Genomic DNA, 14,230 nt, shown 5'->3' on the forward strand with positions numbered 1-14,230 from the left:
TAGAAATTTATCAATTTGTCGAAAAAAGGTGAAAAGAACAAAATGTTTGTGAATCCCTCTGTACCAATTCCTTTTTTCTGGTATAATACTACTTTGAAAACGATTACATTTAGGATTTCGGCTAAAAATGCACATGGCAAAAAATCCTATACTGAGATGAGTTGAAAGTACCATACCTCTTTCATTTTATGTAAGCGTTTTTAGTAGTATGGCATATTCCCATACCTTTTTTTATTGCCGTCATTTTTTTTGGCATATATCTTTCAAAAACATTAAAAAATGACCGTACGAAGACTGGCCATTTTTTAATGTGTCATGCTTATAAAATTTAGGAGCTTGCTTCTTCCGAAGGCTTGCCCTGCAGCACAGCTCTTGGCTTGCTGCCTTCATATGGACCGACAATGCCCCTTGCTTCCATTTCATCAATTAGCCTTGCAGCCCTGGTATAGCCGATCCTGAATCTCCTTTGCAGCATGGATACAGAAGCAGTCTGCATTTCCAGAATCAATTCAACAGCTTCTTCATAAAGATCATCATCCACTTCTCCTGCCGCTTCAGGAATATCCTCTGGAATCATCTCTTCCTGATATTGTGCCTTCTGCTGACCGATGACAAAATCCACTATCTCTTCTACTTCTTCATCAGACAGGAAGGCACCCTGTACACGGACTGGCTTGGAAGCACCAACAGGCAGGAAGAGCATATCTCCTCTTCCCAGAAGTTTTTCCGCACCGCCCATATCCAAAATGGTTCTGGAATCCGTCATGGATGAAACGGCAAATGCAATCCTTGATGGTATATTCGCTTTGATTACACCTGTGATAACATCTACAGAAGGACGCTGGGTTGCGATGATTAAATGGATGCCTGCTGCCCTTGCCATTTGAGCAAGGCGAGTGATTGCATCTTCGACATCAGAGGACGCTACCATCATTAAGTCTGCAAGCTCGTCCACTATGACAACAATGTACGGCAGAAGGGGCTGCTGTGCTTCTTCCTCGGCATTATGCCTTTTTACATACTCATTGTAGCCTTCGATATTTCTTGTGCCAGTATGGGAGAAAAGCTCATAGCGCCTTTCCATCTCACTGACGACTTTTTGCAGCGCCTGAGCTGCTTTCTTCGGATTTGTCACAACCGGCGCCAGCAAATGCGGCACCCCATTATATACATTCAATTCCACCATTTTAGGATCGATCATCATTAATTTTACTTCATGCGGCTTTGCCCTCATCAAAATGCTGGTAATGATTCCGTTAATACACACACTCTTCCCGCTTCCTGTCGCACCGGCAACAAGAAGATGGGGCATTTTGTTGAGTTCTGCAAGGACAGCCTCCCCGGTTATATCACGGCCAAGGCCGATCAGAAGCTTCGAGTCCGGTTTGTCATTTTGCTTGGATTCAATAACTTCCCTTAGAGAAACCATGGCCACTTCAGAGTTAGGGACTTCTATTCCAATGGCAGATTTACCTGGGATTGGTGCTTCTATCCGGATATCCTTAGCTGCCAGAGCCAATGCTAAATCATCATTAAGGCTAACGATTTTGCTGACCTTTACCCCAACATCGGGATGCACCTCATATTTTGTAACAGCCGGTCCTAAATGAACCTGTGTCACTCTCGCTTTTACCCCAAAACTCTGAAACGTTCTCTCGAGCTTAGCTGCATTCGCATGGATAAGCTCATACTCACCGCTTTGATCGGTTTGCCTTGGCAATTTCAAAAGTCTGATTGGCGGCAGCTCATAGTCTTTGTTTTCCACTTCAGTAAACGTAATTGGCGGCGCATTCTCATCCTCCGGTTCAGTCTCTGCTGCTTCCTGAGGCAGATTAGAAACCGCTTCCCGGGGATCTTCCTGATAAGCTCTCTCGGCAAAGCTTGAAATAATAGGTTCTGGCGCCGGTTCAGATACCGGTTCAGCAGTATTATTGATGGTAATAACAGTCTCAGGTTCTTCTTCGTGCTGGAGAGCCTGCTGTTCTTCTTCTCTTCTCGACTGCCTTTCTTCTCGTCTGTCTCTGCTTTTTTGTTTCCATTCTTTCATATCATCTATAAAAGCAGCCCATTGTTTTTTGCAGAAATTCAGCATTGCGGCCATCATTTTTCCGGCAGCATCTCCGAACGTTTTTCCTGTAATGAGAACGAAACCGATAATAATTAATAAAAAGGCTACAATCTTTGAACCTGCCTCATCAAAAAGATAATAAAACAGTGCGAAAAAAATAGCCCCCAGCATTCCGCCGCCTAAATCGGTTGTGCTTGTTTCTCCCCGGACTTCCATCCGGAATAATTCCCATGTATTGGCTATCACACTTGGATCATCAAACTTCCCTCCATTTGAGAGAAGCTGAAATAATGTGACATGGCTTAACAGCAGCAGGGAGCTGATGATGAGATAAATACCAATTAATTTAGTGTGGAATAGGTAGGGAAGAGCCCTCTTCCACATCAGGTAACCTGAAAAGATGACTAATCCTATCAGGCTGAGCATGTACCATTCTCCCATAAAGAAACGGAAAAAAAGCACGGTTGCTTTGCCGACCGCTCCAAGCTTAGCGATTGATATTACAGCAAGTGCCAGTATGATCAGCGCTATAAGTTCAAATTTCATTGTCCGTTTCAATGTTTCGTTTTTTTTAGATTTTCTTTTCTTTCTTTTGGCCATTTTATCACCTTATCATTGTTCTTATTAACAGCATCATCAAAATCCCATTATGTAATACATCATGTCTGCTATGAAAGAAGAAGCAGCCATTTTTTGGCTGCTTCTAAAGTTACTTTTATTATATCATATCAATTCTTAATTAAGGTGTTTTTTAAATGTATTTCTCAGCTTAACTGACTTAAAGTGATCATGGACCCGGGAGTATATCTTTCATCCATATAATGGGTAGGGTCGCTGCTCATGATTCTTAAGATACGGCATTCCTGTCCTGCATTCATTTCAACCAGGAGGGGAATTCCTTCATATGACACAATTTTCTGTTTTCCAAAATCATCCTGCTCATTTTGATAAATGAGTTCCTGCGGCATCATGGTATATAAGATCATTGAACAATCACTTCTTCTTTAGGTCTATTCATTTCAATCAGCTCATTCAGCTTTGCCAGCGCAGGCCCTACCCCGCCTACTTCATCAATCAGGCCATATTCAACAGCATCCCTGCCGACCACGTTTGTCCCAATATCCCTAGTCAGGTTGCCTTTATCAAACATCAGGTCTTTAAATTTCTGTTCGGAAATATTTGAATGCTTTGTTACAAAATTAATTACCCGATCCTGCATTTTATCCATATACTCAAACGTTTGCGGCACACCGATTACCAAGCCAGTCAGTCTGATTGGGTGGATGGTCATCGTAGCCGTCTCTGCAATAAATGAATAATCGCATGACACAGCAATAGGCACACCAATGGAATGGCCTCCTCCCAGGACTATGGAGACGGTTGGCTTTGATAAAGATGCCAGCATTTCTGATATTGCCAGTCCGGCTTCCACATCACCGCCTACTGTATTCAAAATGACCAGAAGACCTTCTATTTTTGGGTTTTGCTCAATCGCTACAATTTGAGGAATTAAGTGTTCATATTTTGTTGTTTTATTTTGCGGCGGAAGCTGCAGATGTCCTTCTACTTGTCCGACAATGGTCAAGCAATGGATTTTGGAATCCTGAGACAGCTGCGGCACATTCGTCTGTCCAAGCTGCTGAATCTTTTCCATAAGGGCAGATGGTTTATCCTCTTTCGGCTGTTCTTGCCCTTCCCCGCCCTCATTGCGGTTATTTTTCATATCGTTTTCCATCCTTATTTCTCCCTTCAAGCAATATATTGTTAGTATGAACGCGGGATTCTTTTTCATGCGTTCTATTGCTGAAGAGCGAGGGCAAAAAACACAGCCCGGCATTCAATGCCGGGCTGTGTTTTATTTGTTATCCCTCCATAAGAATTGGAAGGATCATTGGTCTTCGTTTTGTTTTTTCATACAGATACTGATTCAGGCTGTCACGCATATCCTGCTTAATGCCGGACCAGTCAAAGGATTCACTCGCAAGGTTCTGCTCTACCGCTTCCTTCACTATTTTTACGGATTCTTCCAGAAGCTTTTCTGATTCCCTGACATATACAAAACCTCTTGTAATGATTTCAGGACCAGCGGAAATTTTCTTTTCCTTTTTATTGAGAGTGACCACCACTAATAAGATTCCATCCTGCGAAAGCAGCTTTCTGTCCCTTAATACGATATTTCCAACGTCGCCAACACCGATCCCATCAATCAAAACATTTCCTGAAGGGATTTTTCCTCCGGGAACGATTGCACCATCCTTAATTTCTGCTACATCGCCTTTATCCGGGATGAAAATTTGTCCGCCTGCTAATCCGCAGTCCTTGGCAATTTTAGCATGCGCTTTCAGCATACGGTATTCCCCATGAACCGGGATGAAGAATTTTGGGCTCATCAGATTAATCATAAATTTAAGTTCTTCCTGGCTGCCATGGCTGGAGGTATTAAAAGTTCCCTTCCCAGGGATGACTTCAGCACCCGCTCTTAACAGCATATCGATCGTTTTAAAAATTAATACCTCTGTTCCTCTTAAAGGGGATGCCGCCAGTAAAACGGTATCACCTTTCTTTATATTCACCTGTCTGTGAGACTGCTTTGCCATTTTTTGAAGGGCCTCAATCGGCTCCCCCTGAGTACCTGTGGTAAGAACAACGATTTGGTCATCACTGTATTTGCCGATTTCAGCCACAGGTATAATCACATCTTCTCCTACCTGCAAATATCCAAGCTGCATGGCAATATCATAGATCTTTTGCAGACTTCTCCCGACCACTGCCACTTTCCTGCCCGTTTCCATAGCAGCATCAAAAATATGCTGTATACGGATTAAGTCAGACGCAAATGAAGCTGCAATGACTCTTCCCTTAGCTGCATAGAATGCAGCTGTCATCTCTCTGGCCACTTTCGATTCTGAGTTGGTGTACCCTGGCTTTTCTGCTTCTGTACTGTCAGACAGAAGGCAAAGAACCCCCTCTTCCCCTAAGCGCGCCATTTTGCCTATTTCAGGTTTGTATAAAGCAGTCGCTGCCTGATCGAATTTAAAGTCTCCTGTATACACAATCGCACCCTCGGATGTATGGATAGACACCCCGACACTATCCGGTATGCTATGGCCAGTCTTGAAAAAAGTTACATCTGCCGAATCAAATTCAACTTTGGTATCTGAATTAATTTCTATAAACTGCGCTTTGCCTTTGTATTCCTGTTCCTTCATTTTGGCTTTTGCCAGCGCCAGAGTCAGCTTTGTTCCATAAACAGGAACATTGACCTTTGTCAGCACATAAGACAGGCCGCCAATGTGATCCTCATGTCCATGTGTCAGAAAAATCCCTTTGACTCTTTCCTTGTTTTGAACTAAATATGTAATATCCGGTATCACGATGTCAATTCCGAGCATTTCATTTTCAGGGAACATTAATCCGGCATCGATAACATATATGTCTTCGTCCACCTCTGCCAAATACATATTCTTCCCAAGTTCTCCGACTCCTCCGAGTGCTGCTAGCTTGATGCTTTCATTCTGTCTCTTTTTCAATGTACGTATCCTCCCATGCATGTTCAGCCGATCAAGATCAGTTATCCATATTATACTTGAAGTGATAAAACCATGACAACCAAATTTATACATGGGGCGTATAGGAGTCGGCCAGATACTTTTGGCTTCTCGTATGCTTACAGGGTTTCATTTCATTGAAGAAAATACATGGCTCTGGTTTAGTCTACTTTGAAGCACCATGACGACCATTTCCACTTACGGCGGCTTTGGTTTTGGGCTTCATGCGGCTTCATGCGAGCTCTATGACGACTGTTTTCACTCAAGGCTATTGGTTTTGGGCTTCATGCGAGCTCTATGACACCCTTTTCTTCTTAAGGCTTTTGATTTCTGGTTTCATTGGGCTCCATGACGACTTGTTAACAAAAATAAAAACCAACCAGCGAAACACTGGTTGGCAAGCTCGGAATTATTTAAATAGGGAAGCAACTGCGCTGCGTTCCTGTTCTGTCAACGGAACCATTGGAAGACGGACGGATCCGACATCGAGCCCTTTAAGCTGCAGTGCTGTTTTTACAGGCACTGGGCTTGGGGCAGCAAAAAGGCCTTCCATGATCGGAAGAATTTTTTGATGGATTTTTGCAGCTTTTTCATTTTCACCATTCAGATAAGCTGTGATCATTTCCTGCATTTCATTGCCAATCACATGGGAAGCCACAGATACGATTCCAGTTCCGCCAATTGCCATGCATGGAAGAGTAAGCCCGTCATCACCGCTATAAAGCATGAAGTCATTATCCGTATTGGCAATGATTTTTGCCATTGCATTCAGATCTCCGCTTGCTTCTTTAACTGCCGCGATGTTAGAGATTTCCGAAAGGCGGATGATCGTTTCAGGCAGAATATTGACTGAAGAGCGTCCTGGAATATTATAAACCATTACTGGGAGGCTCGTGCTTTCCGCAATTGCCTTGAAATGCTGATAAAGCCCTTCCTGATTTGGCTTATTGTAATAAGGTGCCACGATCATGATGGCATCTACACCAATTTGCTCTGCTTTTTTCGTTAATTCAATGGATTCATACGTATTATTGCTTCCAGTGCCGGCAATAACAGGCACGCGTTTGTCAGCCACTTTCACTGCATGTTTGAATAATGCCAGCTTTTCCTCTTTTGTCAGTGTTGGCGACTCGCCGGTAGTTCCGGCAATGACCAATGAATCTGTACCGTTTTCAATAAGATGATTGATAAGCTGTGTCGTTTTAGGGAAATCAATATGTCCCTTATGATCGAATGGCGTTACCATTGCTGTTGATACTCGGCCAAATAGAACCATGTTTACACTCCTTGCTGATGTTTAAAAGACCGGGAAGAAACGGGCGGACCTGCCGAATAGGATGCAAATCCGTCGTTAACCGCTGAAGGGCTTTCTTCCCCTTTTTTAAACATGATATTTTTAAGATTAAATGTCTGTTCTCTCATATTCTGCCAAATCCTCTTCCAGGCGAAAAGCATCGTGCAATGCATTAACAGACTTTATCAAATCGGCCTGCTTCACGAGAACCCATATTGTTGTATGGCTGTCTGCAGATTGCAAGATGCGGATTCCCTGCTCGGACAATGCCGTCACGATTCGTGAAGCCACGCCGGGTACACCCTGCATTCCAGCACCGACAACCGAAACCTTTGCGCACTCTCTTTCAACCAGCGGATCGTGACCCAGGCCCTTTAGAATACTAATCGCTTTATCCGTCATTTCTTCCGTAACCGTGTAGTTGACGCCATTTGGATATATATTGATAAAGTCAACGCTGATCCCCTGGTTTGCCATGGCTTTAAAGACCTCAGACTGAAGATCATATTGATCTTTCTTCGCAAGAACCTTTATTTGTGTGACATTGGATACGTGGGCAATTCCTGTTACCGAGCGCTCTTTAATATCTGTTCCGCGCCTGTTCTTATTCAAAGTTGTGACAAGCGTTCCGAGACTATCGGAGTATGTTGAGCGGATTCTGATCGGAATCTTGGCCTGCATGGCAATTTCGACAGCACGAGGGTGAATCACCTTAGCACCCTGATACGCCATATTGCAGACTTCCGTATAAGTGACAACTGATAATGGGCGTGCATTTTCAGCTATGCGCGGATCAGCAGTCATGATGCCTTCCACATCTGTAAAGATATCAATCCACTCGGCATTTAGGGCTGCGCCAAGAGCCGCTGCGGAGGTATCACTGCCGCCCCTTCCAATCGTGGTGACATCACCGGTTTTAGAAGAACCCTGAAATCCTGCGACGACGATAACATCTTGATTCTCAAGCTCTTTCAAAAGTCTGTCGCATTTCATATCGATAATTTTTGCATTTGTATGATCATTATTTGTTCTAAATCCTGCCTGTGCCCCTGTTAGAGCTGCTGCTGTGATGCCATGTTCATTTAGCATGTTTGAAAAAACGATACTTGAGATGACTTCACCGCAGGATAAAAGCAGATCCGTTTCGCGTCTGCTGATCTTGCTGTTATTGCCTTCTACAAGCGAAAGCAGTGTATCTGTTGCATAAGGATCGCCTTTTCGGCCCATCGCCGAAACAACGACAACAACCTTATATCCATCAGCCAGCGCTTTTTTTATGTGCCTAAGCGCATGTTCGCGGCTATTTTCATCGCGTACTGATGTGCCTCCATATTTTTGAACGATGATATTCATTAAAACACCTCTAACCTCTCAACATGAAGAGAATACGTTAACTATTTCACTATGCCAAGTTTAATTAAGCTTTCGGCGATCTGCACGGAATTCCATGCTGCCCCTTTAAGAAGATTATCAGAAACCACCCACATATGGAAGCCTTTATCCTCATCCAAATCTTTACGGATACGGCCGACAAACACATCATTTTTACCGACACAATCAGCAGGCATCGGGTAAATCTGGTTATCCGGATCATCCTGCAGGACAACACCCGGTGCATTTTCAAGAAGGCTCTTTACTTCGTTTGCAGTCACGCGGTCTGTTTCCACTTCAAAATAAAGGGACTCTGAGTGTCCGGTTGCCACTGGGAGACGCACGCATGTAGCAGCCACTTGCAACTCGGGCATATGCATGATTTTCTTTGTCTCATTGATCATTTTCATTTCTTCATAAGTGTAGCCATTATCCTGGAACTTATCAATTTGCGGAATCGCATTGAAAGCAATCTGATAGTGTTTTTTATCGCTCTTAACAGGAAGAATTGCAGGCTCATACTCTTCATTATTTATAATGGCTTTTGTCTGCTCATTCAGCTCTTGAACAGCAGCTGCTCCTGAACCTGAAACAGCCTGGTAAGTAGAAACAATCACTTTTTTCAAACCGTATTTTTCTTTAACCGGCTTTAGGGAAACAACCATTTGAATCGTAGAACAGTTTGGATTGGCGATAATGCCATTATGAGTATGAAGGTCGTCTTCATTTACTTCAGGTACGACAAGAGGCACATTTGGATCCATACGGAATGCACTTGTGTTGTCTACCACAATGGCACCATGTTCAACCGCATGAGGAGCAAGTTCCTGGGATACGCTTCCTCCGGCACTGAATAATGCGATGTCCACGCCTTTAAAGCTCTCTGGCTTTGCTTCCTGAACCGTATACTCCTGGCCCTTGAACGCTACCTTCGAGCCTGCAGAACGGGCTGATGATAAAAGTGTTAATTCAGAGATTGGAAAATCTCTATTTTCAAGTGTTTGGATCATTTGCTGGCCAACTGCACCAGTTGCTCCAACTACCGCGACATGAAATCCTTTTTTCTGTTCCAAATTTCTTTTCCCCTTCCAGTACCATTATATTTTTCTAGCAAAATTAGTTTTAGTGACAAACAATATGCCCAAAATTCAATAGAACGGCAGCCAAAGTCAATTGGCAGCCGTTTTCCTGCCTGATTTTAAAGATGGCAGGCTTCCATTTATATTATCAGCATATTGTCATTACTCCAAGAGGTTAATATTATTTTAAACATAGCTTGGAGGTTGGTTATCGTAATAATCTTTATTCTAACATATTCGCTCACTAAAGGACTAAAATTTTTGCTAGAAAAAATAGGGGGCTAATTTTCGTCTTTATATCTTTCCACTAAAACAGGCTGCAGCTGCTTGCCTTCCATGGCTTGAAGCACTGTGTCAGATAATGCTGTCATTCTTGCCACCATTGAATTTGGCTTCTTCACAGGATCATCCTGGCCATAAGGGATAAAATAAATATTTTTCGTAGCCATTAGTCTCATTAAGTTTACCCCATTTAAACCCAGTGCATCATTTGTGGAGATACCCAGAACAACTGGTTTGCCGTTTCTTAGGGTTGCCTTTGCTGCCATCAGCACGGGCGAATCGGTCATGGCATTGGCAAATTTGCTCATGGAATTTCCAGTAAGCGGGGCAATCACCATACAATCCAGAGGAATCTTAGGTCCAAGCGGCTCCGCTTTCACAATTGAATCGATCACTTTATTGCCAGTCAGATCTTCAATTCTTTGAACCCAGTCTTCCCCTTTCCCGAATCTAGTCTCAGTGCTCTTTACCGTAAAGGTAACGACCGGAAGCACTTCAGCCCCTGCAAGAACAAGCCTTTCTATTTCCGGAAACACTGCATCGTACGTGCAATGTGATCCTGTTAAACCAAATCCGATTTTTTTTCCTTTCAAACTCATATTGTATTCCCCTTTCTCTTTTGCAAATCTTCCATAATCAATTGAGAAAGAACATTCGCCAATATTTGCCCGGCTGTTTTCGGAGCAACGATACCAGGCAGGCCTGGTGCGAGCAGCGCTTTCACTCCCCGTTTTTCCGCGTAGCGGAAGTCAGTTCCTCCGGGCTTTGAAGCCAGGTCAATGATAAGCGTATGTGTAGGCATTTTCGAAATGACGGACGCTGTTACAACTAAATGGGGAGCTGTATTTATGCAAATATCAACATCTTTTACCGCATCCTCAATCTCTTTCAGGTTGAATGGGGTAAGACCCATTTCCGTTATCCGGGCAATATGTTCACTTTTTCTCGCCCCTACTTTCACTTTTGCACCCAGTGCATGAAAAGTTCTTGCTACACTCATTCCGACTCTGCCAAGGCCGATTACAGCTATATTAGATCCATGAATGGTGAAATCAGTATGCTGGATCGCCATCATGATGGTTCCTTCTACTGTTGGAATTGAATTGTAAATAGCAACATCATCCCGTTCAAATAATTGAACAAGACGGCGGTCTGCCGATTTAGTAACTCCTGTTAAATACGAATTGGTTATGCCGGAATAAACTGTACAGTGTGCTGGAGTCTGCGAAAGAATTTCCTCTTCAAAAGTCACTTTTTCATTGGAGAAAATCGTTTCGATCTGACCCTCCAGACCCGTGCCGGGAACAGGCAGGATAATCCCGTCTATATTGGAAAAATCCACTTCATCTATTTTTTCTTTTACCGCACCAGAGAACGCATGATCCAGCTGCTCAAATCCAATTAATGAGAGCTTTGCATCAAGCTCAGTCAGTTTTCGGATGATTTCGAGCTGCCGTGCATCACCGCCGATGACTGCTATTTGGGTTCCTGTCAGCATGCAACACTCACCTTCTTTTTTCTTTCTTTTTAGAAAGCATTTATTTTTGAAGCCAATGACCGCATGACTCCTGGTAAAAAGTATCCTCGCACCGGCAACGCCACTATACAATAGCTGCGGCACGAGACAGCCATTGCACAAGCAGATCTATCTTAAACGAAATGTGGCGTTATTTTTGGCCGGCAATTCATCTAATAACCATATGGGAATTGTTGTATTGAACTACTTCAACATCTTATGTGCGAACGGGGCAATAGGTGAGTTTTCCACTAAAAAGAAAATGGGCAGCAATGGAAGGGGATTTTTGAAGATATTAAGGAGATTGCCTAAAAACAGCCAAAAAAAAAGGGCCTAATCGGCCCTTCTTTCAGGACTATTCCTGCTGCTCAGCATTTTCCGGAATATCAATAATGATCATGTCATTGCCAATTTTCCTTATATGCTGCCATGAAACCCGGATTTCGTCTCCTTGGCGCTTGAAGCCGAACCACTTTAATGAAGGGATGAGCAATGCCTGGATCTGTCCATTTTTTTCATTTATTTCAAGATCTGTCTGCCCAAGTACCCCCAGCCGTTCCGCACGCTTCACATCCACGATTTCCTTTCCGCTCAGCTCACTTAATCTCATCATCTGCCCTCCTCTTTTCTCTTTCTCTATATTTTTATCGTTCAGCCAGAAGTTTTAGAAGTCCAAGACAAAAGAAAACAGCCTGCAGGAATACAGGCTGTTTGTTTCTAGTATGCTGTTCACTGCTTTTGCAATAGGGCCACAGCAAACATATTAAAGGTTTTTTGGAAGTTCTCCATCCGGGCTGATTAAAGCCACAGAGTATTGATCTGTAAAAATGGAATTCGCCATGTCATTCACGCCCTGCATGGAAACTGCATCGATTTCCTCTACAATTTCATCCATAGAACGATGGCGGCCCAGAAGCAGTTCGTTTTTGCCATTGCGGCTCATCCTGCTGTTTGTGCTTTCAAGGCTAAGCATCAAGCTTCCTTTGAGCTGTTCCTTACTGTTATTCAGCTCTTTATCTGTAATGCCTTCTTTTTTAAGAGTGGCAAGGGTTTCCTGAATCGTTTCAAACAGTACGTCCAGCTGTTTAGCGCCTGTTCCGCCGTAAAGCGTCACTATTCCGCTATCCTGGAAGGCAGAATGATAAGAGAAAACAGAATATGCCAATCCTTTTTGTTCCCTGACATCCTGGAATAATCGGCTGCTCATGCTTCCACCCAATATATTATTTAAAACAATCAGATTGTATATATCCTCATGCCCTACCTGCAGCCCCTCGAATCCTAAGCAAAGATGTGCCTGCTCGGTATCCTTTTTACGGGCAAGATGGTTTGAATGAAATTCAGGCTTCTGCTCAGAGCGTTCTCTCTTTCCGCCTTTATAGGATCCAAAGTATTTTTCTACTTCCTTTATGAAAGACTCCTCGATATTTCCGGCAATGGAGATTACGACATTTTCAGGTGTGTATGTTTCATGCATATACTGTTTTAATGTTTCACCATTGAACGTGGCCAGCGTTCCTTCTGTGCCAAGGATCGGATAGCCAAGAGAGTGGTTCTCATAGATTGCTTTGCTCAAAAGGTCATGTACGATATCATCAGGCGTGTCTTCATACATTTTGATTTCTTCGTAAACAACATTCTTTTCTTTATTCAGTTCCTCATCCACAAATGTGGAGTTAAAAAACATATCAGAAAGCACTTCAAGAGCAAAGTCAGAATGGGTATCCAGCACTTTTGCGTAGTAACATGTATATTCTTTTGAAGTGAAGGCGTTCACCTGGCCGCCAATGCTATCAAAGCTCTCGGCAATTTCCCGGGCTGATCTTGTTTTCGTTCCCTTAAAAAACATGTGCTCGAGGAAATGAGAGATTCCATTATTTTCGGGAATTTCGTTTCGTGAACCTGTTCCGATCCATACTCCGATCGCAACAGAACGGACGGTTGGAATGTTTTCCAGTACGACTCTTACTCCGTTTTGGCATGTATATTTCTTGATCAAATAAATTCCTCCTGTTCTGAAACCCAAAGACATACGCTTCCATTAGTTTATATTATTATTGTTATTTTTTCCAAAATCCTGATTATTATTTTCCCGATTCTGGATTCTCTTCTCGCTTAACATTTCAGATACTGTTCCAATCTGCAGGTTCTTCTGCTTAAGCCCCGTAATAAGTCTATCGAGTGATTTTTCGGTGGAGTCAGTAGGGTGCATCAGAATCAGTGCTCCATTATGGACCTTTGATAACACCCTATTAATCAGCACATCAGGGGGTGGCTTTTTCCAATCCACTGTATCAACAGTCCACATAACGGTGCCGAGATTCTTCTCAGCAGCAATCTTCACTGTTTCATCCCTATAGCTGCCGCTTGGAGGGGCAAACCATGTAATTGGCTTATTCAGCTTTTCATCCATCGTGGCTTCAATCACATCATTTGTCTTTTGGATTTCTTCCCTTGTTTTAGCCGAAGAAATCACTTTCATATCCGGATGAGTGTACGAATGATTGCCCACTTCATGTCCTGCATCGGTAATCATTCTGGCAAGTTCCGGATTATTCTTTACCCATCTTCCTTCAAGAAAAAAACTTGCTGACACATTATGTTCCTTTAAAGTGGCCAGCATACCTGACAAGTATTCATTTCCCCATGCCACATTAATAATGAAACTGACCATTGGTTTATCCGGATGGCCTTTATATACAGGTGACGGAGGGAGGTCCTTTAACTTCACCTTCGGTTCAATTTGTTTAAATACAAGCTTATCTTCATTGAACTCTTTCTCTGATTTCATCTTTTTATAAGATGCCTCAACATCTATTTCAATTCCGTTAAGGCCAGGAATGGCTTTCCATACACGATCTATTTTTGCATCCTGTGCAGGAATGCTGTACTCCTCTTTTTTTGCTGCAATCTCTTCATAAAGCGAATCCTTAGCCTTGAAAACAGTTACGGCTCCCGTCTCCTGTTTGAGGCCTGATACATACTGATCAGTAAAAGGATTATTGATAAAAGCAAGTGCTATAACAAACATGATAGCAATATGGATAGACTTTCTCATTCTTCATGCCTCCT

12 protein-coding genes are annotated in these 14,230 nt (G+C 42.9%); all 12 read right to left on the reverse strand.

Going from position 1 to position 14,230, the window contains the following annotated elements; translation table 11 throughout:
* Window positions 1–328: 328 nt before the first annotated feature.
* The 12 genes from QUF73_08015 to QUF73_08070 all read right to left on the reverse strand — a co-directional run bounded on the left by QUF73_08015 (window position 329) and on the right by QUF73_08070 (window position 14,216).
* Complete coding sequence (locus QUF73_08015; GenBank protein MDM5226155.1) at window positions 329–2,668, reverse strand: DNA translocase FtsK; 2,340 nt, start codon at window positions 2,666–2,668, stop codon at window positions 329–331.
* A 164-nt stretch (window positions 2,669–2,832) separates the two neighbouring features.
* Window positions 2,833–3,054 carry a YlzJ-like family protein gene (locus tag QUF73_08020; protein ID MDM5226156.1) on the reverse strand — a complete coding sequence of 74 codons (222 nt, stop codon included), beginning with the start codon at window positions 3,052–3,054 and terminating at the stop codon, window positions 2,833–2,835.
* Entirely contained in the window at window positions 3,051–3,791 is a 741-nt protein-coding gene (locus QUF73_08025) for a ClpP family protease (GenBank protein MDM5226157.1), read from the reverse strand. The genes QUF73_08020 and QUF73_08025 overlap by 4 nt, the downstream gene beginning before the upstream one ends.
* 139 nt (window positions 3,792–3,930) lie before the next feature.
* Window positions 3,931–5,598: a ribonuclease J gene (locus QUF73_08030; GenBank protein MDM5226158.1), complete on the reverse strand. Its 1,668-nt coding sequence runs from the start codon at window positions 5,596–5,598 to the stop codon at window positions 3,931–3,933.
* A gap of 427 nt (window positions 5,599–6,025) precedes the next feature.
* Entirely contained in the window at window positions 6,026–6,892 is an 867-nt protein-coding gene (gene dapA, locus QUF73_08035; protein ID MDM5226159.1) for a 4-hydroxy-tetrahydrodipicolinate synthase, read from the reverse strand.
* Window positions 6,893–7,018: 126 nt separating this feature from the next.
* Complete coding sequence (gene dapG, locus QUF73_08040; protein MDM5226160.1) at window positions 7,019–8,263, reverse strand: aspartate kinase; 1,245 nt, start codon at window positions 8,261–8,263, stop codon at window positions 7,019–7,021.
* A 41-nt stretch (window positions 8,264–8,304) separates the two neighbouring features.
* Window positions 8,305–9,354: an aspartate-semialdehyde dehydrogenase gene (gene asd / locus QUF73_08045; protein MDM5226161.1), complete on the reverse strand. Its 1,050-nt coding sequence runs from the start codon at window positions 9,352–9,354 to the stop codon at window positions 8,305–8,307.
* A gap of 287 nt (window positions 9,355–9,641) precedes the next feature.
* Window positions 9,642–10,241, reverse strand: a complete 600-nt coding sequence (dpaB, locus tag QUF73_08050; GenBank protein ID MDM5226162.1) for a dipicolinate synthase subunit B — start codon at window positions 10,239–10,241, stop codon at window positions 9,642–9,644.
* The gene (gene dpaA / locus QUF73_08055) at window positions 10,238–11,140 is read right to left on the reverse strand and encodes a dipicolinic acid synthetase subunit A (protein MDM5226163.1); all 903 of its coding nucleotides are present in this window, start codon (window positions 11,138–11,140) and stop codon (window positions 10,238–10,240) included. Before dpaA ends, dpaB begins: the two co-directional genes overlap by 4 nt.
* Window positions 11,141–11,513: 373 nt before the next feature.
* Window positions 11,514–11,768, reverse strand: coding sequence for a YlmC/YmxH family sporulation protein (locus QUF73_08060; GenBank protein ID MDM5226164.1), 255 nt, complete (start codon window positions 11,766–11,768; stop codon window positions 11,514–11,516).
* A gap of 153 nt (window positions 11,769–11,921) precedes the next feature.
* A complete protein-coding gene (locus tag QUF73_08065) occupies window positions 11,922–13,157 on the reverse strand; it encodes a pitrilysin family protein (GenBank protein ID MDM5226165.1) in 1,236 nt (411 codons plus the stop codon).
* 42 nt (window positions 13,158–13,199) lie between these two features.
* Entirely contained in the window at window positions 13,200–14,216 is a 1,017-nt protein-coding gene (locus QUF73_08070) for a polysaccharide deacetylase family protein (protein MDM5226166.1), read from the reverse strand.
* Window positions 14,217–14,230 lie beyond the last annotated feature (14 nt).

This window comes from Cytobacillus sp. NJ13 (genome assembly GCA_030348385.1).
In the GTDB taxonomy this organism is placed as follows: Bacteria; Bacillota; Bacilli; order Bacillales; family Cytobacillaceae; genus Cytobacillus.

Bases quoted from the DNA above. Each gene is read 5' to 3' on its own strand.
- QUF73_08015 (MDM5226155.1), bottom strand. From the start codon at position 2,668: ATGGCCAAAAGAAAGAAAAGAAAATCTAAAAAAAACGAAACATTGAAA.
- QUF73_08020 (MDM5226156.1), bottom strand. From the start codon at position 3,054: ATGATCTTATATACCATGATGCCGCAGGAACTCATTTATCAAAATGAG.
- QUF73_08025 (MDM5226157.1), bottom strand. From the start codon at position 3,791: ATGAAAAATAACCGCAATGAGGGCGGGGAAGGGCAAGAACAGCCGAAA.
- dapA (MDM5226159.1), bottom strand. From the start codon at position 6,892: ATGGTTCTATTTGGCCGAGTATCAACAGCAATGGTAACGCCATTCGAT.
- dapG (MDM5226160.1), bottom strand. From the start codon at position 8,263: ATGAATATCATCGTTCAAAAATATGGAGGCACATCAGTACGCGATGAA.
- dpaB (MDM5226162.1), bottom strand. From the start codon at position 10,241: ATGAGTTTGAAAGGAAAAAAAATCGGATTTGGTTTAACAGGATCACAT.
- dpaA (MDM5226163.1), bottom strand. From the start codon at position 11,140: ATGCTGACAGGAACCCAAATAGCAGTCATCGGCGGTGATGCACGGCAG.
- QUF73_08060 (MDM5226164.1), bottom strand. From the start codon at position 11,768: ATGAGATTAAGTGAGCTGAGCGGAAAGGAAATCGTGGATGTGAAGCGT.
- QUF73_08070 (MDM5226166.1), bottom strand. From the start codon at position 14,216: ATGAGAAAGTCTATCCATATTGCTATCATGTTTGTTATAGCACTTGCT.